Source organism: Halomonas pelophila, from assembly GCF_040196315.1.
Taxonomy (GTDB): Bacteria; Pseudomonadota; Gammaproteobacteria; order Pseudomonadales; family Halomonadaceae; genus Halomonas; species Halomonas pelophila.
This window is the reverse complement of record NZ_JBEGCI010000006.1, coordinates 211962-237690: the sequence shown is the minus strand read 5'-3', so window position 1 is coordinate 237690 and position 25729 is coordinate 211962. Positions and strand designations below refer to the sequence as shown.

At 65.3% G+C, this 25729-nt stretch carries 21 protein-coding genes; 12 read left to right on the top strand and 9 right to left on the bottom strand.

All coding sequences use genetic code 11. The features are described from left to right. Nucleotides 1-18 precede the first annotated feature (18 nt). Nucleotides 19-1722, bottom strand: a complete 1704-nt coding sequence (locus tag ABE957_RS09050) for a DEAD/DEAH box helicase (RefSeq protein WP_349758336.1) — start codon at nucleotides 1720-1722, stop codon at nucleotides 19-21. A gap of 434 nt (nucleotides 1723-2156) precedes the next feature. Here ABE957_RS09050 and ABE957_RS09045 point away from each other — a divergent pair, with 434 nt between their 5' ends. Both ABE957_RS09045 and ABE957_RS09040 read left to right on the top strand, forming a co-directional pair. Further along, on the top strand, nucleotides 2157-2606 hold the full coding sequence (locus ABE957_RS09045; RefSeq protein ID WP_349758335.1) for a YaiI/YqxD family protein: 450 nt from the start codon (nucleotides 2157-2159) through the stop codon (nucleotides 2604-2606). 48 nt (nucleotides 2607-2654) lie between these two features. Further along, on the top strand, nucleotides 2655-2768 hold the full coding sequence (locus ABE957_RS09040; RefSeq protein ID WP_432765412.1) for a DUF188 domain-containing protein: 114 nt from the start codon (nucleotides 2655-2657) through the stop codon (nucleotides 2766-2768). Nucleotides 2769-3108: 340 nt separating this feature from the next. Here ABE957_RS09040 and ABE957_RS09035 read toward each other — a convergent pair whose 3' ends face one another. Then, nucleotides 3109-4113 (bottom strand): glutathione S-transferase family protein, encoded by a 1005-nt coding sequence (locus ABE957_RS09035; RefSeq protein WP_349758334.1) that lies wholly within the window; start codon nucleotides 4111-4113, stop codon nucleotides 3109-3111. 92 nt (nucleotides 4114-4205) lie between these two features. After that, the gene (locus tag ABE957_RS09030; protein ID WP_349758333.1) at nucleotides 4206-5108 is read right to left on the bottom strand and encodes a LysR family transcriptional regulator; all 903 of its coding nucleotides are present in this window, start codon (nucleotides 5106-5108) and stop codon (nucleotides 4206-4208) included. Between the two features lie 101 nt (nucleotides 5109-5209). On the opposite strand from ABE957_RS09030, the gene ABE957_RS09025 reads away from it, so the two are divergent. Together ABE957_RS09025 and ABE957_RS09020 are read left to right on the top strand one after the other, a co-directional pair. Further along, entirely contained in the window at nucleotides 5210-6058 is an 849-nt protein-coding gene (locus ABE957_RS09025) for a pirin family protein (RefSeq protein ID WP_349758332.1), read from the top strand. Nucleotides 6059-6270: 212 nt separating this feature from the next. Further along, nucleotides 6271-8004 (top strand): peptidoglycan DD-metalloendopeptidase family protein, encoded by a 1734-nt coding sequence (locus ABE957_RS09020; RefSeq protein WP_349758331.1) that lies wholly within the window; start codon nucleotides 6271-6273, stop codon nucleotides 8002-8004. Between the two features lie 80 nt (nucleotides 8005-8084). Here ABE957_RS09020 and ABE957_RS09015 read toward each other — a convergent pair whose 3' ends face one another. Continuing rightward, the gene (locus tag ABE957_RS09015) at nucleotides 8085-8705 is read right to left on the bottom strand and encodes a LysE family translocator (RefSeq protein WP_349758330.1); all 621 of its coding nucleotides are present in this window, start codon (nucleotides 8703-8705) and stop codon (nucleotides 8085-8087) included. 257 nt (nucleotides 8706-8962) lie between these two features. Here ABE957_RS09015 and ABE957_RS09010 point away from each other — a divergent pair, with 257 nt between their 5' ends. Further along, on the top strand, nucleotides 8963-10384 hold the full coding sequence (locus ABE957_RS09010) for an aminotransferase-like domain-containing protein (RefSeq protein WP_349758329.1): 1422 nt from the start codon (nucleotides 8963-8965) through the stop codon (nucleotides 10382-10384). 83 nt (nucleotides 10385-10467) lie between these two features. Beyond that, a complete protein-coding gene (locus tag ABE957_RS09005) occupies nucleotides 10468-12273 on the top strand; it encodes an ABC transporter ATP-binding protein (protein WP_349758380.1) in 1806 nt (601 codons plus the stop codon). A 45-nt stretch (nucleotides 12274-12318) separates the two neighbouring features. Here ABE957_RS09005 and ABE957_RS09000 read toward each other — a convergent pair whose 3' ends face one another. Further along, nucleotides 12319-13929, bottom strand: a complete 1611-nt coding sequence (locus ABE957_RS09000) for a L,D-transpeptidase family protein (RefSeq protein WP_349758328.1) — start codon at nucleotides 13927-13929, stop codon at nucleotides 12319-12321. A gap of 169 nt (nucleotides 13930-14098) precedes the next feature. On the opposite strand from ABE957_RS09000, the gene ABE957_RS08995 reads away from it, so the two are divergent. The 4 genes from ABE957_RS08995 (at nucleotide 14099) to ABE957_RS08980 (ending at nucleotide 18984) form a co-directional block, all read left to right on the top strand. Continuing rightward, nucleotides 14099-14833, top strand: a complete 735-nt coding sequence (locus ABE957_RS08995; RefSeq protein WP_349758327.1) for a murein L,D-transpeptidase catalytic domain family protein — start codon at nucleotides 14099-14101, stop codon at nucleotides 14831-14833. A gap of 117 nt (nucleotides 14834-14950) precedes the next feature. Then, nucleotides 14951-15637: an SDR family oxidoreductase gene (locus ABE957_RS08990; protein WP_349758326.1), complete on the top strand. Its 687-nt coding sequence runs from the start codon at nucleotides 14951-14953 to the stop codon at nucleotides 15635-15637. A gap of 651 nt (nucleotides 15638-16288) precedes the next feature. Continuing rightward, complete coding sequence (locus tag ABE957_RS08985) at nucleotides 16289-17698, top strand: sigma-54 interaction domain-containing protein (protein WP_349758325.1); 1410 nt, start codon at nucleotides 16289-16291, stop codon at nucleotides 17696-17698. Between the two features lie 137 nt (nucleotides 17699-17835). Next, entirely contained in the window at nucleotides 17836-18984 is a 1149-nt protein-coding gene (locus tag ABE957_RS08980) for a transporter (RefSeq protein WP_349758324.1), read from the top strand. Nucleotides 18985-19116: 132 nt separating this feature from the next. Here the strand turns inward: ABE957_RS08980 and ABE957_RS08975 are convergent, their stop codons facing one another. The 4 genes from ABE957_RS08975 to ABE957_RS08960 form a co-directional block, all read right to left on the bottom strand. After that, the gene (locus ABE957_RS08975; RefSeq protein ID WP_349758323.1) at nucleotides 19117-19566 is read right to left on the bottom strand and encodes a hypothetical protein; all 450 of its coding nucleotides are present in this window, start codon (nucleotides 19564-19566) and stop codon (nucleotides 19117-19119) included. 279 nt (nucleotides 19567-19845) lie between these two features. Beyond that, nucleotides 19846-20520: a C39 family peptidase gene (locus ABE957_RS08970; RefSeq protein WP_349758322.1), complete on the bottom strand. Its 675-nt coding sequence runs from the start codon at nucleotides 20518-20520 to the stop codon at nucleotides 19846-19848. Between the two features lie 78 nt (nucleotides 20521-20598). Beyond that, nucleotides 20599-21078: a hypothetical protein gene (locus ABE957_RS08965; RefSeq protein ID WP_349758321.1), complete on the bottom strand. Its 480-nt coding sequence runs from the start codon at nucleotides 21076-21078 to the stop codon at nucleotides 20599-20601. Nucleotides 21079-21189: 111 nt separating this feature from the next. Continuing rightward, entirely contained in the window at nucleotides 21190-22365 is a 1176-nt protein-coding gene (locus ABE957_RS08960; protein WP_349758320.1) for a hypothetical protein, read from the bottom strand. Nucleotides 22366-22914: 549 nt separating this feature from the next. Here ABE957_RS08960 and ABE957_RS08955 point away from each other — a divergent pair. After that, the gene (locus ABE957_RS08955) at nucleotides 22915-23949 is read left to right on the top strand and encodes a patatin-like phospholipase family protein (RefSeq protein WP_349758319.1); all 1035 of its coding nucleotides are present in this window, start codon (nucleotides 22915-22917) and stop codon (nucleotides 23947-23949) included. 261 nt (nucleotides 23950-24210) lie between these two features. Then, the gene (locus tag ABE957_RS08950) at nucleotides 24211-25623 is read left to right on the top strand and encodes a PhoH family protein (RefSeq protein ID WP_349758318.1); all 1413 of its coding nucleotides are present in this window, start codon (nucleotides 24211-24213) and stop codon (nucleotides 25621-25623) included. Nucleotides 25624-25729 lie beyond the last annotated feature (106 nt).

The following is a 25729-nucleotide window of genomic DNA, read 5'->3' as shown; positions in this document are numbered from 1 at the left end:
CGGCGACGCTTTCCGGGCTCAGGCCCGTTCGCGACGCTTCACCGGTGCCTCGTCGTCACGACGACGGCGCGGAGCACGCTCCGGTGCGCCCTTGTCCTCGCTGATCTCCAGCGGACGACCGGCGACGCGGGCCCGGGCCATCTTGGCCAGGATGCTCTCCGGCAGCGAGCTCGGCAGCTCGACCACCGAGAAGGCGGTGCGGATATCGATGCGACCGATCCGGTTGCCCTCGATGCCGCCTTCGTTGGCCAGGGCGCCGACCAGCTGACCCGGCTTGACGCCGTCCTGGTGACCCACGGCGACGCGGTAGCGGGTCATGCCCTCGCGCGGCGCGCTGTCGCGACGCTTCGGCTTGGCATCACGCGCGTTGCGGTCGTTGTTGCGCTCGGCGCGGGGCGCCTGCAGGCGACCGATGGGCGCCTCGTCGGCACGTGCCATGCGCGAGAAGGCGCAGGCCAGCTCGATGGGATCGTGTCCCTCTTCGACCAGGCGCTCGATCAGCGCACGCTGCTCGTCTGCACCGGCGGTCAGGGCGGCGACCACGCGCTGGTGGAACATCTCGTCGCGATGGGCGCGAATGGCGGCCTCGTCGGGCAGCGGCATCTCGCTCATCTTCTGGCCGGTGGCCTGCTCGAGCCAGCCCACCTTGCGGCCTTCGCGGAAGCCGACGAAGGTTATCGCAATCCCGGTACGACCGGCACGGCCGGTACGACCGATGCGGTGGGTGTAGGCCTCGGCGTCCTGCGGCAGATCGTAGTTGATGACGTGGGTGATGCGCGGCACGTCGAGGCCGCGGGCGGCCACGTCGGTGGCAATCAGCACGTCGACCTTGCCGCGCTTGAGGCGCTGGATGGTGCGCTCACGCAGGCTCTGGTCCAGGTCACCGGACAGGCTGGCGACGCTCATGCCGCGGGCGGAGAGCTGCTCCATCAGGGTGGTGCAGGCGGCACGGGTACGCACGAAGACGATCGCGCCGTCGACGGGCTCGACCTCGAGGATGCGCGCCAGCGCCTCCTGCTTGGCCCCGCCGTCGACCCGCACCATGCGCTGGTCGATGCTGGCCGCGGTGCCGACCTTGGCCTCGATGGCCACCTTGACCGGATCGACGAGATAGCGATTGACGATGCGCTCGATCTCGGTCGGCAGGGTCGCGGAGAAGAAGACCCGCTGGGCGTTCTTGGGGGTATCGGCGACCACGCGCTTGACGTCATCGATGAAGCCCATGCGCAGCATTTCGTCGGCTTCGTCGAGCACCAGCGCGGAGAGGCCGTCGAGCTTGAGGCTGCCACGATCCAGGTGATCGATGATGCGACCCGGGGTGCCGACCACGACCTGGGCGCCACGGCGCAGGGCGGAGAGCTGCTCGCGATATTCCTGACCACCACACAGGGTGGCGACTTCCAGGCCCTTGAGGTTCTGACCGTACTTGCTGAAGGAGGCGGCCACCTGCTGAGCCAGTTCCCGCGTCGGGGCCATCACCAGCACCTGGGGCTCACGACGCGTCAGTTCGAGACGAGAGAGCAGCGGCAGGGCGAAGGCAGCGGTCTTGCCGGTGCCGGTCTGGGCCTGGCCCAGCATGTCGCGGCCTTCCAGCAGCGCGGGAATGGTCTGCGCCTGGATCGGCGACGGGACCGTGTAACCCTGGGATTCAACAGCAGTAAGAACGGCAGGCAGCAGGGCCAGTTCGCCGAAGGTCGGCGAGACGACAGAAGTCGAGGTCATGAATCACACCTTGGTAGGCCGGCATCGCCGGCAAATAACAACAGTGGCGCCCCTGACGCGGTCAAGTCATCAAGGCACCCTGCCAACCGTCGGCCCGAAGGCGGCGGAGCAGAGCGTAACATCGGAGTCGGGGACGCCGGTCGCACCTGGCATTCGGCCCATGCCATCGCAATCGATGGCCGCATGAGCCGCTGTGGCGACCGTTGGCGCCGATCTCGCCCGTGTGGCGGATCTCGGTGGCGCTCCATCTACACAATTCGAACGCGTGAGGCGCAGCTCTAGTGGCTGGGCTTCCCGCTTCGGCGCTTGCCTCTCCGCTAAGGAGGAGGTCGCGTCGTCATGATGGTGGGGTCAACACATGCGAGGAGCGCGCATGCTACCATCGTCGCGGTGACCTGGCCAGCCTTATTCGTTCCCCCCTTCAGGAGCCCTTCATGCCGAGCCTCTGGGTCGATGCCGACGCCTGCCCCCGGGTGGCGCGCGAGATCATCGTCCGCGCCGCCGAACGCACCGCCACACCGACCTGGTTCGTGGCCAACCACGCCGTGCCGCTGCCGCCCTCGAAGTGGGTCAGGGGCCTCGCGGTGAGCCAGGGCTTCGACGCCGCCGATAACGAGATCGTCGAGCGCCTCGTCAAGGGCGATCTGCTGATCACCTCGGACCTGCCGCTGGCCTTGGAGGCCATCGAGCGCGGCGCAAGGGTGATGACCACCCGCGGCGAGGCGCTGGACGCCAACAACATCCGCGCGCGGGTGCAGATGAGGGACTTCATGGAGACCCTGCGCGCCAGCGGCGAGCATACCGGCGGACCCAGCGGCTATTCCGACGCCGACCGTCGCGAGTTCGCCAACGCCCTGGATCGCTGGCTGGCCAAGAATCCCTGACAATGACGCATCTGCACCGGGTGCAGATGCGACTGAACCAGGACAGGCATGGAGACCCTTCGCGCCAGCGGCGAGCACACCGGCGGACCCGGCGGCTATTCCGACGCCGACCGTCGCGAGTTCGCCAACGCCCTGGATCGCTGGCTGGCCAAGAATCCCTGACAATGACACATCTGCACCGGGTGCAGATGCGACTGACACCAGGACAGGCATGGACACCCTTCGCGCCAGCGGCGAGCACACCGGCGGACCCGGCGGCTATTCCGACGCCAACCGTCGCGAGTTCGCCAACGCCCTGGATCTCTGGCTGGCGAGGCAGAAGGAACGGCAACGCCCCCGCCGTGGCCCCGGGGACGGCGCGAAGCAGAGGTCTTTTTCCAGGGATGGAAAAAGTAGCGCCCAGGGAAGGGTTCACAGCGCCTCCGCGCAGAGCCGTCGACGGCGACACACCCCACCGCTCGCTTGCCCCAGCCTCACGAGCGAACCCGCCCCAAATCGGTCCTTATGCCTTCTCGCGGATGCCCTGCCCCGGCAGGCGCTCGCGATCATGGGGCCGTTCCAACTCCAGGAGCGGGCCGGCGGGCACGATGCGGGTCGGGTTGATGTGCTCATGGCTCTCGTAGTAGTGGCGCTTGATGTGGTCGAAGTCCACCGTCTCCTTGATGCCCGGCCACTGGTAGAGCTCGCGCAGGTAGTTCGCGAGGTTCGGGTAGTCCTCGATGCGCCGCAGGTTGCACTTGAAGTGGCCGTGATAGACGGCATCGAAGCGCACCAGGGTGGTGAACAGGCGGATATCGGCCTCGGTCAGCCACTCGCCCGCCAGGTAGCGGCATTCGGCTAGGCGCGCCTCGAGCCGGTCGAGGGCAGAGAACAGCGCCATCACGTGCTTCTCGTAGACCTCCTGCTCGGTGGCGAAGCCCGACTTGTAGACGCCGTTGTTGACGTGCTCATAGACGTCGGCGTTGACGGCATCGATGGTCTCGCGCAGGTCGGCCGGATAGAGGTCCAGCCGGTTGCCGGTGAGGCCGTCGAAGGCCCCGTCGAGCATGCGAAGCAGGTCGGCCGACTCATTATTGACGATGCGGCCCTGCTGCTTGTCCCACAGGGCCGGCACGGTCACCCGGCCGGTGTAGTGCGGGTCGGTGAGGGTGTAGAGCTCACGATGGTAGTCGACGCCGTTGACGGCATCACCGCTGGAGCCCTCATCGCGGTGGTAACTCCAGCCCTGATCGAGCATCAGCGGGCTGGTGTGAGAGACGCCGATCAGTTCATCCAGGCCCTTGAGACGGCGCATGATCAGCGCGCGATGCGCCCAGGGACAGGCCAGGGACACATAGAGGTGGTAGCGCCCCGCCTCGGCTGGCAGCCCGGGCTGACCCTGAGGCCCCGGGGAGCCGTCGGGGGTGATCCAATCGCGCAGCTTCGCCGATTCCCGCACGAACTCCCCGCCGTGCTTCTTGGTGTCGTACCACTGGTCATGCCACTGTCCGTCGATCAAGAGTCCCATCTCGGCCTCCTCGGTTCTGAAAAGTTGCTACCAGCTTAAGACCAGAAAATCGAAGCTCAAGCGCACTTTTTCCGCCCAATCATTCGATTTTTTCAGGCTTCAGTCCTGGGCGCACAGGCCTGGACGGCCTCCTGCAGGTGGCGGGCCATGGCGCGGGTGGCCGGCCCGGCGCGATCCTGGTCACGGTGGATCAGCTGGATCGGCACCTCGCGCCTGCCGCCCGCCGCCAGCGGCAACGGCGCCAGGCGTCCCGCCTGCAGGGCCTCGGCGATGCGCGTCTCGGGCACCCAGGCGAAGCCGAGATTGCGCTCGAGCATGTCGATGGAGGTGTCGAGGTGACTCACCGTCCAGCGCTGCTCGGCCTTCAGCCAGCCGGCATCCAGCGACTGGCGCAGGGCGGAATCGCGCACCACGAGTTGCCGGTGCTGCTCCAGGTCACGCAAGTCCAGCACCCGCCCCAGGCGATGCAGTGCGTGATCGGGGTGGGATACGGCGATGAAGGCGACGGTCACCAGCGGCTCGCCCAGGAAGCCCTTGGCGGCGAGGCCCGAGATCAGCAGGTCGGCATGGCCGTCCTGGAGCATCTCGAGGCCCCCGTTGAGCACCGTCTCGTGCAGCTGCACCCGCACGTGGGGATAGGATTCGGAGAAGGCCTCCAGCGCTCGGGCCAGGGCATCCGGGGGAAAGATCTGGTCGATGGCCAGCACGATCTCCGCCTCCAGGCCCTCGGCCAGCCGAGTCGCAACGTCCTCCAGGGAGTGAGCGTTCTCGAGCAGCTGGCGGGCGCGGCGCAGCAGCATCTCGCCGGCCTCGGTCAGCCGCACCTGACGCCCCACGGGCTCCAGCACCCTCACGCCGAGCTGCTGCTCCAGCTTGTGCACCGCATGGTTGAGGGTCGAGGGACTCTTGTGGATGGCCTCGGCGGCGCGCGCGAAGCCGCCATGGTCGACCACGGCGGCCAGCATCTGCCATTGGGCCAGGGTGACACGCGACATTTCGATTTCCTCGAATATCAGTAGCGAAATATTGCGCTTAATCTTCGAAAAAACCGACCTAAAATGCCAGTAGTGATCCTGCGAATTATAGAGAGGAACCCATGGCCCCCACCCCGACGATCCGGCAGGTAGCTCGCCTGCTGAACACCCAACCGAGCCAGGACGGCGACGGCGTCAAGATCCAGCGCCTGCACGATTTCGGCGGAGGCCTGGATCCCTTCCTGATGCTCGACGAGCTGGCCTCTGACCAGCCGGATGACTATATCGGCGGGTTCCCGCCTCATCCCCACCGGGGCATCCAGACGCTGACCTACGTGATCAACGGGGGCCTGACCCACGAGGACCATCTCGGCCACTCGAGCACGATCCATCCGGGCGATGCCCAGTGGATGCACACCGGCCGCGGCATCATCCACTCCGAGATGCCGCTGACCGATCACCGGGGGCTCCACGCCTTCCAGCTGTGGCTGAACCTGGCGGCCAAGGACAAGCTCAGCGAGGCGACCTATCGGGACGTGCGCGCCGACGAGATGCCGGGGCTTTCGGGCAAGGATGCCTGCCTGACGGCCCTGGGCGGGCACTGGCAGACGCTGGCCGGTGACAGCGTCGCGGGCCCCCTGTCGCAGTTGGCCGGCCAGGGGGGTGTCGCTCATGCCAGGCTGGACGCCGGCGGCGAACTTGCGCTGGTGAATCACGCCACCACGCTGCTGGTCTATGTATTTGCAGGCAGCCTGGAGGTCGGCGGCACCCGCGTCGAAAAGGGACAGCTTGCCCGCCTGGGCGGCGGGGAAGCGCTCAGGCTGACCAGCGCCGAAGGCGGGCAGGCCCTGCTGCTGGCCGGCGAACCGCACGGCGAGCCGATTGCCCACTATGGCCCCTTCGTGATGAACCGGCAGGACGAGCTGGAACAGGCGCTCAGGGACTACCGCGACGGCACCCTCACCGATTGATCGTCCCGCGCGGGTTGAAAATCCCCGCATCGAGCTATTCAATACGCGAAGACAACGGCGTTCGCCCCCGATGCTCGCTTGATGACCGTCGTCCTGGCGCCTCAAGCGGGCATATCTGTATACCTATACAGACTAGGCATCTCATGCATCATAGAGTATGGTTCTAAGGCCATTTTTTTGTTTCCTTCTTCAACTGTCACGGCCTTTTTCCCATGATGCGAATTCTTCATTCGCTACCCCGCACCCATAAGCTGCTGCTGTTACCCGTTGCCACCATGGTGACCGTGCTGGGAGCCCAGAAGGTCCTCACTACCTTCGAAGATGTTCAGCGTGATCGACAGACGCTCGACACCGTTCTCGTTCCTCTCGATGCCGATGCCAGCCCGGGCCTGCCCTCTCTCGACACCAAGCGAGACGCGGTGAGCGGTGCCCTGGCGAAGGCCAACCAGGCACTCGACGCCACGCGCGGCCACGTGCCGATCTCCGCACTGACCGCCTCGGAAGTCGTCGACATCGACTTCATAGATGCCGCGCGGGCCAATCGGTCAGAGTCCGGGGTCCCCGCAACGCTGGCCATGCCCGCCCAGAACGATGCCTCGCCCCGAACCGGCCAGGCGCCGAGCGAGGGCGACACGGTTCGCCTCGACGAGGGGGCCCAGCACATGGCGATGGTCATCGGGACCATCGCCGCCGGCATGCTCGAGCTAGAGGACGGCATGGTGGCCGATGCCACCTCCTACGAGGACGTCACCGAGGATGAGCTCGCGCTGTTCGACGAGGGCCCGATCGTTCTCGACCAGGAGATCGTCGCCAACGAGCCCTTCGTCCCGCAGTGGCAGACCTACACCGTGCAGAGTGGCGACACCTTCGCCATCATGGCCCAGCAGCACCTCGAGATGGGCTACAGCGAGGTCATGGCCCTGCTCGACACCCTGCCCGAGCCGCGCCTGCTGACCCACTGGCGCGTCGGTGACCATTTCGAGTACCAGCTGGACGAACAGGGCGACCTGCTCGCCCTGCGGATGATGAAGAACGCCCGCGATGGCTATCTGGTCGAGCGCCAGCAGGACGACTTCGAGGTCGCCACCATCGAGCGCGCCGGAGAGGCCACTCAGCGCCTCTTCGCCGGCACCATCAGCGGCAGCTTCGCACGCTCGGCCAAGGCGACCGGCCTGACCAGCGCCGAGGTCTCGGAGCTCTCGCGGGTGCTGGAGAAGAAACTCGACTTTCGCCGCGACACCCGTCGCGGCGATCGCTTCCAGGTGCTGGTGGAATCCGACATCATCGACGGCAAGAGCCTCGATCCGCGCGTGCTGGCGGTGGAGTACGCCGGCGCGCGCATGAACCTCACCGTGGTGCGCAACGGTGAGGACAATCGCTTCTATACCCCCGAGGGCGAAAGCCTCGACCCGGCCTTCAACCGCTACCCCTTCGAGGGTCGCTACCGGCTGAGCTCGCACTTCAACCCCAACCGCCACCACCCGGTCACCGGTCGCATCAGCCCCCACAAGGGCACCGACTTCGCCATGCCGATCGGCACCACCGTCCGCGCGCCCGCCAACGGCCGCGTCGAGAAGGTCGGCAACCACCCGGCGGCGGGACGCTACGTGGTGATCCGCCACGACAACGGCTACAAGACCCGCTACCTGCACCTCTCCAAGCCGATGGTCAGCAACGGTCAGCGCGTCACCATGGGCGAGCGCATCGCCCTCTCCGGCAACACCGGGCGCAGCACCGGACCGCACCTGCACTACGAGGTCCTGGTCAACAACAGCCAGGTGAACGCCATGAAGGTCTCGCTGCCGGAGAACCAGAGCCTGCAGGGTGATCGCCTGGTGGCCTTCCAGCGTCAGGCGAAGCCGATGCTGGCGGCCCTGGAGAGCGGCCAGACCGGCAGCGTGGTGGCCAGCACCGAGCAGCCCGCCACCGATGACGACGAAGGCTGATCGCGCCTCGCGTTCCGCAACCACCTTCGGCACCCCACGGCGCCCCGCTCCTTGCGGGGCGCCGTCGTTTCGGGCCCGGTTCAGGCCAGGATCATCAGCACGCAGGCCGCGGTCAGAAGCCCCATCAGCGCATTGAAGGTCCGCCAGTGGCGCCGGGTCGTCATCAGCCGGCCGACGGCCACGCCGAACCCGGCCCAGAGGGCGATCGACGGCAGGTTGGTCATGCCCATCACCGCGATCACCACCACCGCCGAGGCCACGAAGGCATCGCCGGAGAGGGTAAAGGAGGCGATTCCCGAGATCGCCATCACCCACGCCTTGGGGTTGGCGAACTGGAAGGCGGCGGCCTGCCAGAAGGTCAGCGGCCGCACCTTCTCATCGACGCTTCGCTGGTTTGGCGGCGGCGCGGTGGCGATCCGGTAGGCCAGCCACAGCAGGTAGACGCTGCCAATCAGCTTGAGCCCCTGCTGCAGCGGCGGCCACTGCTCGAACAGGGCGCCGAGCCCCAGCGCCACGGCCCCCATCAGCCCCATCACGCCGATCGAGATGCCGAACATATGCGGCAGGGTGCGCAGGAAGCCGAAATTGGCCCCCGAGGCGGTCAGCATCATGTTGTTGGGGCCGGGCGTGGCGGACATGCTGATCGCGAACAGCATCATCGGGCCCACCAGGGCGAGCAGCTCGGGCAGCGGGAGGGTCATGGGGACTCCTTTCGTGCGGGCATCGCCTCGGACCAAAGCGAGTGCCGACTATTGTAGGGGTACAATTTCGCGCAAGCTACCTGACAGGATCGACAATTGCGCGCACAATCTCAGTATGCGCGGCCCGCTTCGCCGATCAAGGACGGCTTTGTCACCCCGACATTGTCTGCTCCCGAATCCGCCCGACCGCCCTGATTCGCACCGAGAGGATCGCCCGCCCGGCACCCTTTCACCCTTGCCCGATGGAGAGTCGCCGTATGGACATCCAGGCCCAGGCCCGCGCTCGCTGCCGGTGGCTGCCCGACCTCGAGGGTGCCGACACCCCGCGCTACCAGGCGCTGGTCGATCAACTGGCCGCCGATATCGCCGCCGGCACCCTCGCCCCCGGCGAGCGCCTGCCGCCTCAGCGCCTGCTGGCCGATGCGCTCAAGGTGACTGTGGGCACCATCACCCGCGCCTATCGCGAGGCCGAGCGCCGCGGCCTGGTCGAGGCCCGGGTCGGCAGCGGCACCCGGGTACGTTCGCCGTCGGCGGAGGCGCCTCGCTTCCACCACCTTTCCCGGGCGGAAGAGGGCAGCATCGACCTGTCGCTCAGCGTGCCGATTCCCCATCCCTGGCGGGCTGAGCAGCTCGCCGGCGTACTGTCGCGCTTGAGCCAGTCTGCGCAGGCCATCGAGTCCGCCCTGGCCTATCCGCCCGAGCAGGGCAGTCCGGCCAGCCGCGAGGCGCTGGCCGGCTGGCTGACCCGCCAGGGGCTGCCGCTGTCGGCCGAGGAGCTGATCCTCACCGCCGGCGGCCAGCACGCCGACTTCCTGGCCCTGCAGGCGCTGGTGCAGCCCGGCGAGGCCGTGGCCTCGGCGGCCCTCACCTACCCCGGCATGATCGCCACCGGCCGCCAGCTGGGCTTGAAGCACGTGGCGGTGCCAATGGATGCCGAGGGCATCCAGCCCGAGTCGCTGGAGCGCCTGTGCCAGCAGCAGCGCATCCGCCTGCTCTACCTGATGCCCGAGCACAACAACCCCACCGGCGCGCGGATGGGCGAGGCGCGGCGCCACGCCCTCGTCGAGGTCGCCAGGCGCCACGACCTGCTGCTGCTGGAAGACGGCGTGCAGTTCGTGACCGCCGCGACCCGCGGCACGCCCTTCTACCGCCTGGCCCCGGAGCGCGCGCTCTACATCTTCAGCGTCTCCAAGCTGCTCGCCGGAGGGCTGCGCCTGGGCGCCCTGCGGGCCCCCGCCAACCTGATGTCGCGCCTGACCGCCGCCCTGCGGGCCCAGTGCTGGGCGATGCCGGAGCTGATGACTCGCGCCGCCGTCGACTGGCTGACCAGCGCCGAGGCCACGACCCTGATCGAATGGCAGTGGCAGGAGGTGGCCGCGCGCCAGCGACTGCTCGCCGAGCGCCTCAAAGGCCATGAGATCGTCGCTCATCCCTGCGGCTTCCACGCCTGGCTGCGCCTGCCCGAGCCCTGGCGAGCGGTGGACGTGGTAGCCCGCGCCGCGGAACGCGGCGTCACCCTGCTCGGCGCCGACCCCTTCTGCGTGGGCAGCCAGCCCGCCCCCCAGGCGGTGCGCCTCTGCGTGACGCCGCCCGCCGAGCGTGCCCGGCTCGACGAGGGCCTGACCCGGCTGGCCGCGCTGCTCGAGGAAGAGCCCCGGCGAGTCTCGCCGCTGGTCTGACGCCCCCATTCCCTTCACTGCCAGGAGCCACGCGCTTGTCCTCTCCTCACGCTCACGCCCCTTCCGCGCCGCGCCCCGGCGGCATGCTCGCCAGCTTCATCGGCGTCTTTCGCTATAGCCGCCGCGCCCTGGCGCTGGTCTGGCAGACCTCTCGCCCGCTGACCCTGGGGCTCGCGCTCTGCACCCTGGTCGCCGGCGTGTTGCCGGCGGTGGCGGCCTGGATCGGCCAGCTGATCGTCGATGCCGTGGTCGCGGCGATGGCGGTGCATCGCGACACCGGTCGCGTCGAGTGGTGGGGGGTGCTGCGCTACGTGCTGGCGGAAGCCGGGGTGATCGCCACGATCGCCCTGGCCCAGCGCGGCCTCGCCGGCCAGCAGTCGCTGCTGCGCGCCCTGCTCGGCCAGAAGGTCAACGTGATGATCCTCGAGAAGGCCGGCACCCTGTCACTCGAGCAGTTCGAGGACTCCGAGTTCTACGACAAGCTGACTCGCGCCCGCCGCGAGGCCTCGACGCGCCCGCTGGGCCTGGTCAACAAGACCTTCGGCCTCGCCCAGAACGCCATCTCGCTGGCCAGCTTCGGCGTGCTGCTGGTGCAGTTCTCGCCCTGGGCGATACTCGTGCTGGTGATCGGCGCCCTGCCGGTGTTCGTCTCGGAGGCCAAGTTCTCGGGGGATGCCTTCCGGCTGTTCCGCTGGCGCTCGCCGCAGACGCGCATGCAGATGTACCTGGAGACGGTGCTGGCCCGCGAGGACAGCATCAAGGAGGTCAAGCTGTTCGGCCTGGAGCCGCTGCTGCTGGACCGCTACCGGACGATCTTCGACACCCTCTACGGCGAGGATCGGCGCCTGACCATCCGCCGCGAGACCTGGGGCTTCCTGCTCGGCCTGCTCGGCACCCTCGCCTTCTACGGCGCCTACGCCTGGGTGGTGATCGAGACGGTGACCGGCGCGCTGACCCTGGGCGAGATGACCATGTACCTGATGGTCTTCAAGCAGGGCCAGGCGGCACTCTCGGCGAGCCTCACGGCGATCGGCGGCATGTACGAGGACAACCTCTACCTGTCGAACCTCTACGAGTACCTCGAGCAGCCGGTGCCGGCGGAGCGCGGCACCCTGACCGAGGGCGCGCAGCCGGGCGACGGCATCCGCTTCGAGGCGGTGAGCTTCACCTATCCGGGCAGCGCGACGCCGGCCCTTGCGGGGATCTCGCTGCACCTGCAACCGGGACGTAGCCTCGCCCTGGTCGGAGCCAACGGCTCAGGCAAGACCACCCTGATCAAGCTGCTGACGCGCCTCTACGAGCCGACCGGGGGGCGCATCCTGCTCGACGGCAGCGACCTGCGCGACTGGGAGGTCCAGACCCTGCGCCGGCGCATCGGGGTGATCTTTCAGGACTTCGTGCGCTACCAGATGAAGGTGGGCGAGAACCTCGGCGCCGGGGACGTCGAGGCCTTCACCGACGAGGCGCGCTGGCAGGCGGCGGCGCGACGCGGCCTGGCCGATGACTTCATCGCCGAGATGCCGGGCGGCTACCACACCCAGCTGGGACGCTGGTTCAAGGGCGGCCAGGAGCTCTCCGGCGGCCAGTGGCAGAAGATTGCCCTGTCGCGGGCCCACATGCGCGAGGGCGCCGACATCCTGGTGCTCGACGAGCCCACCGCGGCCATGGACGCCGCGGCGGAGGCCGCCGTCTATGCCGACTTTCGCGAGCACAGCCGCGACCGCATGACCATCCTGATCTCCCACCGTTTCTCGACGGTGCGGGCCGCCGACTGGATCCTCGTGATCGATAACGGCGAGATCCTCGAGCAGGGCGATCACCCGAGCCTGATGGCCGCCAACGGTCGCTACGCGAGGCTGTTTCGCCTGCAGGCAAAGGGCTACGAGTGACCGGTAGCGCAGGGTGAACGACAGGCAAGAGCCCCTGGATACGACCTAGCCGGCCGGGAGCGCATCCAGGGCCGCGAGCAGCGCCGAATCGCGCTGGTAGATATCGGGGCGAAAGACCAGCTGTCCCGCCTCGTCCGGGTGCACCGTCCAGTAGTGCAGGATGACCGGCACGGGGCGTTCGAGGTGGACGTTGCGGGTCCGCCCGGCGGCGACCAGGGTGGACACCTGAGCCGCGGTGCCGGTGTCATCGAAGAGGTACTGGGCGAGCTCGAGCACGCCCTGCACGCGGATGCAGCCTGAGCTGAAGGCTCGCTGTTCCCGGGCGAAGAGCGCCTGCGCCGGGGTGTCGTGCAGGTAGACCAGGTGATCGTTGGGGAAGCGCAGCACCACCCGCCCCAGGGCGTTCTGGGGACCGGCGCGCTGGCGCAGGATGACGTTGCCGGGCCGCCACCAGTTGACGTCTCTCGGGTCGAGGCGTCGCCCGGACGGACTTAACACCATCAGATCCTGCTGCCACAGGTAACCGAGGTTGCGGCGCACCCTGGGCAGCACGTCTTCGCGCAGGATGGTCGGCGGCACCGTCCAGGTGGGGTTGATCGTCAGGTGGGTGATCCGTGAGCGCAGCGAGGGGGTACGGCGATAGGGCCGCCCCACCACGATGCGCGAGCGCCAGACGCCGCCGTCGGGGCGGTAGTAGCGAATCCGGTAGCCGGCGATGTCCACCAGCACGAAGGAGTCCGGCAGGCCATGGAGCAGCCAGCGAGCGCGCTCCAGGTTGACGCGGATCTGATCGATGCGGGTCGCCACGGGGACGTTCAGGGCTTCTCGGGTCGCGGGCCCGACGATACCGTCCACCTCCAGCAAGTGACGCTGCTGGAAGCGCTCCACCGCCGCTACCAGACGCTCATCGTAGCGGCGCGGATCGGTGACTTGAGAAGCAGGTGCATCGGAGACCCTCGCCATCACCTCGAGCTCGCCCAGGATCGCCAGGCGCTCACGCAGCAGCGGCACATCGTCATGGAGCTCCCCCGGGCGCAGCGACCGCGGGCGGGGAGGCATCATCGGCCAGCCACCCTGTCGCGCGATATGACGATAGCGCGCGAGGCTCGCCCGCAGGCGTTCGTAAGGGGCGACGGAGGGGCGCGCCGCGGCGAAGGCCTGCTCGAAACGACGGGCGTCCACCGCCTGTGAGATCGCCGCGAGATCGAGTGGGGGCGCCTCGATGGGCACCTCCCAGCCCGGATCGATGCGATAGGGATCCACCTTGCCGCGCTGAAGATGACGCAGGGCCGTCAGCAGGGTTTGACTGGTCTGCAGGTCGAAGCGCGCTTGCGCCGCCGGGGGGCTCTGCTCGGCGAGCGCCTGACGATGGGCGGCCACCAGGGTGTCCGGCCGATAGTCCTGCGGGCTCAGGCCATCGGCGTCCAGGGTGCGCAGAGCGTTGGCGAGGGCGGCCACGGTGGCGGCCTCCTGCCAGGCAGGCCGTCCATCGCGTGCCGCGTAGAACGCCCGCAGGGTCAGCTCCTGCTCAGCCAGTCGCTCGGCGAGGAGATCGTCCAGAGAGGGCTTGCCTTCCTCGGCCAGCGCCGAGGCGGCGGGCGACAGCGTCATCGCCGCCGCGAGAATCAGCGGCTTCCATCCGGTTGCCCAGGGCATGGCGACCTCCTCAAGGTTGATGTCGTTGGCTGGTTCGTTATTATGCACATCGTCATCATAGTGTCTGATATCGAGCCGCAGGGAAGCCGCTTGTCCGTTCGCGTGATCGCCCCTCCGTCCCGGAATGGACGTCGAGCAGGCCGCGCACCCCACCCGACAGGTTTCCCGAATGCCGATGAATGCCCCGAGCCGATGGCTGCCCGGCGCGGCCCTTTGCAGCGCCTTGCTGCTTGGCGCCCTACCCTCCCTGGCCAGCGACGACTTCCTGACCCAGGCCGACACGCCCGACACCCTGCACCAATCATCCCTCGACCAGACCCTGCAGCGGCTGGCCCCCGGCGCCGATACCCGGGTGATGCGTCTGGCGGCGCGAGCGCTATCCTGCGCCGACCCGGACGCCGAGCGACTGGCGGTGATCGATTTCTCGCTGCCCTCGACCGAGCCTCGCCTCTGGGTCTTCGACCTGAAAAATCAGCAGTTGTTGTTTAAGGAGCTGGTCTCTCACGGCCAGGGATCGGGCAATGCCGTGGCTCAAAGCTTCTCCAACGTCCCCGAGAGTCACCAGTCCAGCATCGGGCTGTTTCGCACCATGAACAGCTACCGGGGCAGCAACGGCTACTCCCTGCGTCTCGAGGGACTGGAGCCCGGCGTCAACGACCTGGCCTACGAGCGCGCCATCGTCATCCACGGCGCCGACTACGTCAGCGAGGACTTCATCGAGCAGACCGGCCGGCTCGGTCGCAGCCACGGCTGCCCGGCGGTTCGCGAGGAAGTGGCGACCCCGCTGATCGACAGCATCAAGGAAGATCAGTATCTCTTCACCTACTACCCGGATCCCGAGTGGCTGGCGAACTCGAACTTCTTCCGCTGCGACCGGAACGAGGCGCCCCTGGCCATGAACTAAGGACCTGCCCAGCCCCGGCGACGACCACTGAGGGAGCATGCCGCGCGCCGGGATTGCGCAGACGACGGTGACTGCGCCATTCTGCAATCTGGCGATTCATTAGCACAGGAGAGGACGATGAAGCATCGTGTATTACTGATCACCGGGGCCTCGAGCGGCATCGGCGCCGCCACGGCCCGCGCCGCCGCGCGTGAGAACTACAAGCTGGTGCTGGCGGCCCGTTCCCGAGACAAGCTGAACGCTCTGGCCGAGGAGCTGGGTCAGGAAAACGTCCTCGCTATCGGCTGTGACGTCACCTCCATGGACGACCAGCAGGCCATGGTCGAGCAGGCGCTGGAACGCTTTGGCCGGATCGATGCGGTGTTCGCCAACGCGGGGCGCGGCGGCTCGCCGGGCGGTTTCAGCGGCGCCGACCACGAGGCCTGGCGCGACATGATCCTGACCAACATCTATGGAGTGGGCCTGACCCTGCAGGCGACCCTGCCGGCGTTGAGGCACAGCCGCGGCCAGGTATTGCTCACGGGATCGGCCGCCGGCCGGGCCACCATTCCCGGCTCCATGTACAGCGCCACCAAATGGGCGGTCACCGGCATCGGCTACAACCTGCGTGAGGAGCTGCGCGGCAGCGGTATCCGAGTGACGCTGATCGAGCCCGGCATGGTCAACACCCCCTTCTTCGACGAGCCTCCGGAACACGCCATGGAAGACCGCGATATCGCCAACGCGGTGATCTACGCACTCAACCAACCGGCCCATGTGGATGTCAACGAGATCCTCATCCGCCCCACTCCCCCCGTGGAATAAGCCCTCCCCCTTCCCACCGTCCCCGATGCACTCCATCGCGGCCTGGCATCGCCCGCCAGGTCCTGCGCCACGGATGGCGGCTATCTCCCTGACAGGGCTTCAGCATGCGCGGCCTGTAAGGACACATCGGCATCCATACCGCGACAGGATCGATCGACGAGCGGCTTGATAGGGAGGCGCCGAGACGCTGGCTCGATGAGTCCACTCAGAAGCATTGATGATGCCTTCGCCTACCCAGGCACCGTTCCCACCTTTCCTACCACCCACAAGTACCAATTTCATGATGCACCTGGCCAGGCGCATTATCTCCCCTCGTCAGTCAGCCTTTCCCAATCCCATGAAAAACCACCATTTTCCGCTTGCATACCGGATAATTCAGGGAAAACGACGTCCGACAACGCTTTGTAACATGCCTTTACAATAATGTGAGAGCCGCCAACACTGGGAACGGCAGGCATCGGACAGTGATCGCCATGCCATCAATGCACCGCTATCCGCTCCCTTCCGCCAAGGGGGCATAAATGCCCACGTTCTGGACGGACATGGGCAACACATATTATGACAAGCGGGATAAGACCCGTGGCTATCAGCAGGCTCCGCAGGGCCCTGATCACCATCAACAATGGTTGCCAGCAACCATAAGGACAACTGATGATGGAGTCATCGCGGCAGATCATGGCAATCGGCAATCACTCGGCCTTGCAGGCCACCATAGAGGAGCTTTCTCACTACGACTGGTCAGTTTTTCAACCCGACAGCTTCCATGAAGCCCTGTCGATCATCGGCAAACATGATTGCAGGATTGGACTGGCCTTCCTCGAAGAAGACACCGCATCGCTCCCGCTCGAAATGGAAAAAGCCTCCGAACTCACGGCGCTTCACTGGGTAGTACTTGTCGAGGATGTCGATCGGTTGAGTGACAAGGCTCGCGACCTGATATACAGCTACTGCTTCGCCTATCGCGCTGCCCCCCTGGACTCCCGCAGCGTCAACGTGCTCCTCGAGGGTGCGCTGGGCATGGCCAAGCTTCAAGATCGCTACGATGCCTACCGAGAAGGCCATCAGAATCATGACTTGCGCATGGTTGGCGATACGCCGGTCATGCAGCACCTCTACCGCACCATTCACAAGGTGGCCTCCGTCGATGCCCCCGTACTGATTACCGGAGAGTCCGGAACGGGCAAGGAGCTCACTGCGCGAGCCATTCATGAGCTATCGTCTCGCCGTCAAGGGCCATTCAACGTCGTCAACTGCGGAGCACTTCCCGCAGGACTCATCCAGTCGGAGCTCTTCGGCCACGAGAAAGGCGCCTTCACCGGTGCCAGCCAACGAAAGACTGGCATCATAGAGAATTCACAGGACGGCACTCTTTTCCTGGATGAAATTGGTGACCTTCCCCTAGATATGCAGGTCAACCTTCTGAGATTTCTGGAAACCCTGACGGTGTTTCGTGTCGGCGGGCTAAAGGAGATCCCCGTAGATGTCAGAGTCCTGGCGGCCACCCATGTCGACCTCGAAAAGGCCGTCGAGAAAGGAGAGTTCAGAGAGGATCTCTTCCATCGCCTCAACGTCCTGCAAGTGCAAACCCCCGCCCTCAGGGAGCACCCGGAGGATATCGAACCGCTGGCCAACTTCTTCTTTCGCCGGTTCTCTTCCGACAAGCCAGTGAAGGTACGGGGTTTCAGCCATGAGAGCCTGGTGGTGATGCGACAGCATCGATGGCCGGGGAATATACGCGAAATGGTGAACAGGGTAAGACGCTCCATGATCATGTGCGAGCATCGCCTGATCAGCCCAACCGACCTGGGGCTGGAACGGCGCAATGGTCATTCCCGCGACACCGACACCCTGCAGCAGGTCCGCGACACGGCGGAATGCGAGGCGATCAAGGCCGCGCTGGTACGCAACAAGCACAAGGTCTTGCACGCGGCCAGGGAGCTGAGCATCTCACGGGTCACCCTCTACCGGTTACTCGAGAAGCATGGCATCGACAGAAACGGTAGCTCGGACGAGACAACGCCGGACTTTCCATCGACATCCAAGACCATTCAACTAACCTGAACATGAACCAGGACGGGGCGTCGCCGGCCCACGCAGCCTCGCCCTTGGGGAACAGTTTGATGCAAATGGGGATTATTGCGTGCCTTATCACGCTACTGGTGGGGCGCGGGACAAGCAACAAGAACAGGAAGGAAGCCATGAGCTCAGGAACCACGACCATCCGCTATGCTGCTGGCCTTATCACAGTGTTTGGCTGCCTGCCGGCCCTTGCTCAGGAAGCGGCACAGGACGCGACACAAGGAGCGCGACAGGAAGCGATACAGAACCTTCGGGGTAAACCCGTGGGTCAGGAGCCCGAACCTCAGGATGAGCGACCGCAGATTGGGGCTATCGCCGAGTACGGCGGGGTGCTCACCCCCAAGGGGCGGCTCATCCTGGAACCCGAATTCCAGTACTCCCACGAAAGCATCAACCGCATGACCTTCGAAGGGGTCAGCGTGCTCAGCACCCTGCTGATCGGGGTGTTCACGGCCCAGGACGTCGATCGCGACAACTACACCGCCTCTTTGACCGGCCGCCTGGGCTTCACTGATCGCCTGGAACTCGAGATGAAGGTGCCCTACGTCTACCGGGACGAGAACGAAAGGGTCAACGTCCCGATCGAGGAGAGCGAAGATGACGTCTTCAGCATCGACAGAGAGCTTTCCGGCGACAGCCTGGGCGATATTGAGCTGGCGGCCCACTATCAGCTGAACCGCGGCCAGAACGGCATGCCCTTCTTCATCGGCAACCTGCGCTACAAGACCACCACCGGCAATGGCCCCTTCGATATCGACCGCGACAGCTCCGGGAACCCACTGGAACTGTCTACCGGCACCGGATTCCACTCGATCGAACCCAGCATCACCATGCTGCTGCCCTCGGCCCCGGCGGTCTACTTCGCCAACTTGGGCTATGTCTTCCACCTGGAGGACAACGTAGACCAGAACCTATCCGGTGATGATGATGGTAGCCCAGTCAATGTCATTGTCGGCGACGTCGATCCTGGCGATGCCGTTCGCCTCAGCTTCGGCATGGCGTATGCCATCAATCCGCGCACCTCCTTCACCCTGGGCTACAAGAACGACTTCATCGGCAAGACCAAGACCGAATACGTCAATACGGATAACGGCAGCACCACCCAGGTAGAGTCACAGACGCTGAACGTCGGCTCCCTGCTGCTGGGCTGGAATTACTCGCTTAACCCAGATGTCAATATCAACCTGGGCCTCGAGCTCGGCATCACCGAGGATGCCCCGGACACCACCTTGACCCTGCGCATGCCCATCGGCATGAACGTCTTCTAGGCTGACACGCGCGGGGAGTATCAACGTACGGAAGGGTAATAATAGATATCACAACAATGAGGCTGCCCGTAAGGGGCAGCCTCATTGTTGTTCGCCCTATGGCTGGATGCGAGAACGAGGGAACAATCCGTGTCAGCGCAGGATGCCGGAGAAGGAATCCACGATCGCGGCCCGTTTCCTGGCGGCATCCAAGGCGCCCATGTTGTTGAGCCGAACATTGATATCGATCCGCTGCTGGATGTCTCGGCCCGAAGCGTTGCTGACCACGCTGCTGATAATGGCATTACGGGTGATATTATGCAGCGCGGAAGTAAAGCCCTTGGCATCGTTCAAGGCAATACCCGAAAAGTCGGCCAGGCCCGTCAGATTCACACCACCGGGTGTCACGTCGGTCACCGAGATCCCACCGTTACCCACCTGCATGGCGGCCCCGGCAGGGTCACTGAAGGTCTGCGAGACGATATTGGCGCCCGCCCGGGTGAAGTTCACGACGGAGATCATCTCGACGCGGTTGTCGATCAGCGTCTGGAGACGAGCCCCGAAGTCCACATCAATCCCACCAAGGTTGAAGCCGGCGCGCATCTGACCCATGTCCTCAGCCGCAATCACGGTGCCGCGGTAAAAACCGTCCCGGGCTCCGCGCGATCGCGATACCTCGGCATAGAGCCTGTCTGCGTCCTGGACCAAGGCAGGATCACGATACTGATGGGAGACCGCCGCAAACGCCGCTGCTGGCGCCCCTGGAGAAAGCGTAGCCGCCTGGGAGGCAGCCGCCAGAAATAGCGCAGTCGCACAGGCCCAACCAAGCCGGCATACTTTCGTTTGTCTAAAAGCCCGAGAGTTCATCGTGTCATCTCCTCATTACCTACCCAACTCGTTGTAAGCGGGCAAGGTCAGCAGGCTGGCACCGACGCTCGAGCGGTTCACGCCCCTGGCGAGCGGAGAATCGGGGCGCACGGCCCAGTCTTGGTCATTATTGAAATGCTGGCGGGCCAACTCGATCTCGGCCCGGGCACCGAGTACCGTCCCGTTCCACAAATTCTCGAAGTGCTCTCGAGGCACTACCAGGGTGCCGGCGGCAGGATCCCCCACCAGGATATTGTCGGAATCGATCCCCTTGACGACGACGAAATGCTTGTAGCCCCCGGTGTTTACCATGGTAATGGCAGGAACACCGATGTTAATGAAGTCGTCGAGCGCAATTCGAAAGCCATCGGCATTGAGTCCACGGCCATCCAGGTAGCGCTTCATGTCCAGCATGGAAAACCCATAACGCTGGATCTTCTCGGCATCCCCGGCGCGAATCATGGTCTCGAAGACCTCGGCCTCAGTGGTGTCACGCTGATAGTGGTAGGTCAACAAGGTAGCCACGGCGGCCGAACCGCAACTGAAGTCGTACTCTTGCCTGATCACCCTGTCCCAGCCCTTTTCCTGCAAGCTCTTGGCCTCTACCTGGAAGTTGCCAAATCGATTGGCGATGGTGACCTGGCCGGCGATGACTTCCATGCTGCCCGCGATGAGCAGCAGTGATGCCATGCCACAGCAAAGGCTCCGATACACGTTCATGGCGAATCATCTCTTGGTGGGTGCGTTGTGTGACGGACATCCATCGCGTTAGTCAGCGATGAACACACTGATACCCACCGCGTTGTTGATGGAGTTCCCACTACCGGTCACGGCGCTGAAGATACCGGTGCCGCTATAGCTACCCAACGCTTCCGGCGCGAAGGTGATATTCCCCGATACCATGTTTCCCCCGATATCGAAGGAGGTGTCGTTCACCGACGCCTTCATCTTCTGGACACTCTTCACCGTGTTGATATTAACGATCCTCTGCCCTTCCCGGGCCCTGGCCTGATCCATGGCGGTGAGATCCAGCTGCTCCATGGCCGCGAAGCCCCCTGTCAGGCTCTCACTAACGTCCCCACCGAACCCGGCGACTTCTTGGTACAGGGTCGTGCTGGTCTCCGCCTGGCTGTTCGACGCGCCCACCATCAGCAGCGCCGCAAGGAGGAATGACACCCTCGCCGTGTGGCGATAACGGCCCCTGCCGGAACATGAACTGGCTGTCGTGCTCTTCATTGCGTAAATCATGGCGTGAACTCCCGAACTCCAATCCATAGGGACGCTTCATCAAGGAGCCAGTGGAGTAGTCTCCACCGGCTCCCGATTCTTGCGTCGTATCAGCGCATCATGCGCTCCGGATCAGTTGCCGATGCTCACGTTGCTGTGAGCCGCCACGTTGGTACCGGACAGCTGGGAGTTGTAGAGGCCGGTGGACACGTTCATGTTGTTGATGCCACCGAACACGCCGCCACCCACGGACACATTGGCCGCGCCGGTGGCCAGGCTTGCTGCCCCACCGTTGCCGCCGTTACCGCCGGCACCGCCGTTGCCGGCAAAGGCATAGGCATCACCCGTAGTGGCACTACCGCCGCCACCGCCGCCGCCGTTGCCATTGCCGCCGTTGCCGGCCACCGCGCCGGCCGAACCGCTACCGGTGCCGTCGCCGCCGGCACCGGCGCCATTGCCGGTACCGCTGCCGCTACCGCTGCCGCTACCGCCGGTACCGGCCGTCGCCCCGGAAGAAGCCCCGGCCGAGGAGCCGGCAGACTGGGAACCACCCGCACCGCCGGGAGCGAGGAAGCCGCCTGCGCCGCCATCGCCGCTCTGGTCGTTGTCGGCATTGGAGCCGGCGAGCGCGCCGCTACCGGCATCAGCACTACCCCCGACGCCAAGTCCGACGCCGAGGCCGGTACCGGTACCGGTACCGTCACCGCCGGCCCCGGCCCCGAGGCCCAGCGCCCCGGCATCGCCGCCGTCACCGCCATCTCCATCTCCGCCACTACCGCCGACACCCAGACCGACGTTGAGGGAGAATGCCCCTCCGCCAGCGCCCCCGGTAGCTCCGGCAGCACCTGCACCACCAATGATAGTGATGGGGGATCCGGTAACGGTTGAGGTCATATCCTGGCGAGAAATAACACTAGTGGAAGTGTTGTAGGACTCGCTCATCGCCCAGGCGTCACCGCCACGGCCGGTTGAACCTCCCATTCCGCCTGCTCCATACCCGGCAGCCGAACCACCTGTGCCTGCACCACCGGTACCACCGTCACCACCACCGGCGCCGCCGCCGAAGAGCCCGCCGGAGTTATCATCACCCCCGTCGGCACTGCCACCGGTACCACCGCCCGCAAAGCCCAGACCGAATCCGGCTCCACCATTGGCACTACCGCTACTGCCGCCGGTAGCGGTTGCCGTTGAGTCCACATCCTGATCTACATCATCGGCATAACCGGCACTCGGATTCGCGTGCGCCGTGGAAATAGCCATCACCAGGGCCAGCAGGGGCGTACCCGCGAGTACAAGATACTTTTTCATGATCATGTCTCCATTTGTTGTGTCTGCTGCAGCCTGCGAACTCGCGCCATCGTCCTCATCACGCAGTGCCTGGACCCTTGAATGACGCTTCCCGCTCGCAGTCGTAAAGACAGGAGCAGGAAACATGCCAACGCCGTCTCGCCATAGATGTAAGCAACTGTAAGAGTAAGAAATTTATAACTCTCGGGGACTTCCGAGACGATGGGGATATCCAGCGGCCCATTTGTAGCCGAACCGTGAGTGCTCCATACACTGAACACTGGGGCGGGCGAGTTGCCGGAATACGCTTTTATTCTTTTTCAGAACAATCGGTTAACGACGTTCTGCAAAGTGACTCGAGAACGTTACAGTGCGAGCGGACCACCATCTCGGGCGATACGTGTCGCCGCCAGGGTCGACCGGGAAGACGGCGCTGCATCGGTGGAAGGGTGGAGAAAGGTGGGGTAAGTCGGTAGAGAGTGGGCAAACTGGCCGCTTTCCCCTCTCCACCTTTATGCTGAGCGTGACACCAGGCAGTCGCGTGCCGGCTCGCCGGCCGATGGAGAGGACATGAGCGAAAGAAAACGCATCGATCTGGCCCTGCAGGGGGGTGGTGCCCATGGCGCCTTCACCTGGGGCGTCATGGACCGCCTGCTCGAGGATGAGCGCATCGAGATCGAGGGCATCAGCGGCACCAGTGCCGGGGCCATGAACGGCGTGGTGATGGCCGACGCCCTGACCCGCGGTGACGAGGCGACCGCCCGCCTGGCGCTGCGCGACTTCTGGCGCGCGGTGAGCCGAGCGGGCATGACCAGCCCCGTTCGCCGGACCCCGCTGGACGTGATGACCGGCAACTGGAGCCTCGACCACTCTCCCGGATACATCGCCCTGGACTTGATGAGCCGGCTGGTCTCGCCCTATCACTTCAATCCCTTCAATCTCAATCCGCTGCGCGACATCGTCGCCGAGCGCGTCGATTTCGACCGGGTGCGCGCCTGCGACAACCTCAAGCTCTTCGTTACCGCCACCAACGTGAGAAGCGGCAAGCAGCGGATCTTTTCCCGGGAAGAGATGAGCCTCGATGCGGTGATGGCCTCGGCCTGCCTGCCCACCGTCTTCCAGGCCGTGGAGATCGATGGCGAGGCCTACTGGGACGGCGGCTACATGGGTAACCCCTCGTTGTCGCCCCTGCTGCACGACTGCACAGCGGGAGACATCCTGATGGTGCAGATCACCCCCATGCATCGTCAGGAACTGCCCACCAGCGCTGCGGACATCCTCAACCGGCTCAACGAGATCACCTTCAATGCCGCCCTGATCAAGGAGGTGCGCATGATCGCGATGCTGCAGAAGCTGCTCGGCGAGCATGACATCGACATCGGCTGCTATCGCGATGCCAGGCTTCACCACCTCAGCGGCGACGAGCCGCTCTCGCATCTCTCGGTGTCCAGCAAGCTCAACGCCGAGTGGGCCTTCCTGTGCCATCTGCACGACCTGGGACGCGCGACCACCGAGGCCTGGCTGGTCGATCACTTCGAGGCGTTGGGCAAGCACTCCACGCTGGATATGGAGCGCATCTTCCAGGAGGTCGAATCCGCTCGCTGAGCCAGCGTTGATGGCGCATCATGATATTGCATTGCAGCATCGACGAACGACGTCCATGCTCGAACCAGGCAGGTAATTACAAGTAAGTACCGATAAGGCCGGTACTTGGCAGGTCAGTACCTCGCCAGCTCCCACTATCACCAGGCCACCAGGAGGTGACACGACAGACATCGAGCGGGACGACAGCGCTTGCGCTCATGTCATTTCCCTGACATCGCGCGCCGGCAGTGTCGACACCATGACACCAGGAGAACTGCGCCGATGGTACGCATCGACAAGAAGGCCACCCGGCTCTACGTGCTGGACACCAATGTCCTGATCCACGACCCCGCCGCCCTCTACCAGTTCGACGAGCACGAGGTCGTCATCCCCATGACCGTGCTCGAGGAGCTCGACAAGCACAAGAACGGCATCCGCGAGATCGCCCGCACCGCCCGCCAAGTCAGCCGCACCCTCTCGGACCTCACCGCCAGCGTCGATATCGACCAGATTCGCGACGGCATTCCCATCCCTCGACTCGTCGGTCCCGAGGGTCGACTGCGCCTGCTCTGCTACAACGACCTGAGGCCGCTGGACCCGCTAGAGGAGAGCCCCGACAACCGGATTCTGGCCGAAACCTGCCGACTGCGCGACGAGCGACCGGATGCCTCGGTGATCCTCGTCACCAAGGACATCAACCTGCGGGTCAAGGCAGCGGCCCTCGAGGTGCCGGTCGAGGACTACCTCACCGATCGCGCCTTCGACGACAGCGACGCCATGATCGAGGGCGCGCGGATCTATCCCGATGCCGGCCACGACGGCAGCGGGCTGTGGGACAGCCTCGAGGTAGATGTGAAGGTCGAGCGCCAGGATCACCGCGTCGTCTATCGCCTCGCCGGCGACATGCCTCGCGAGTGGCACCTGGGGATGCTGGTGTCCGACAGCGACGAGGGCGCCAGCTTCGAAGCCATCGTGCGCGAGGTGGGACCGAAGCATGCCAACCTGGAGCTGCTGACCAACTATCGCCATGGCGCCAGCGTCTGGGGCGTTCATGCCCACGACAGCCGGCAGAACTTCACCCTCAACCTGCTGATGGACGAGGAGATCGACCTGGTCACCATCGCCGGCAGTGCCGGCACCGGCAAGACCTTCATGACGCTGGCCGCCGCCTTCCAGCAGACCCTGGACAGCAAGCGCTTCGAGCGCATCGTCTTCACCCGGGCGCCGATCTCCATGAGCGAGGACATCGGCTTCCTGCCCGGCACCGAGGAGGAGAAGATGTCGCCCTGGATGGGCGCCTTCCACGACAACATGGACAACCTGCTGCGCGACGAGCACGACGGCAGCAGCACCTGGAACCAGGAGGCCACCCGCCAGCTGCTGGGCTCGCGGGTGCAGATTCGTGCGCCCGGCTTCATGCGTGGACGCACGCTCAACCACACCTTCCTGATCATCGACGAGGCCCAGAACTTCACGCCCAAGCAGCTCAAGTCGCTGATCACCCGGGCCGGACGCAATACCAAGATCGTCTGCCTGGGCAACGTCGGGCAGATCGACACTCCCTACCTCACCGCCAACACCTGCGGCATGGCCGCAGTGGTCCAGCACTTCCGCGACTGGCCCCACGCCGGCCACGTCACCCTGAAGAGCGTCGAGCGCTCGCGCCTGGCCCTGGCCGGCGAGGAGCTTCTCTAGAAGGGTCTGCGTAAAAGGCACCGCTTTATTTAACCGCTCTATTTAAAAGGACCGCTCCAAAACACGAAGGGCCGGCGCCTCATGGCCCGGCCCTTCCTCATAGTCG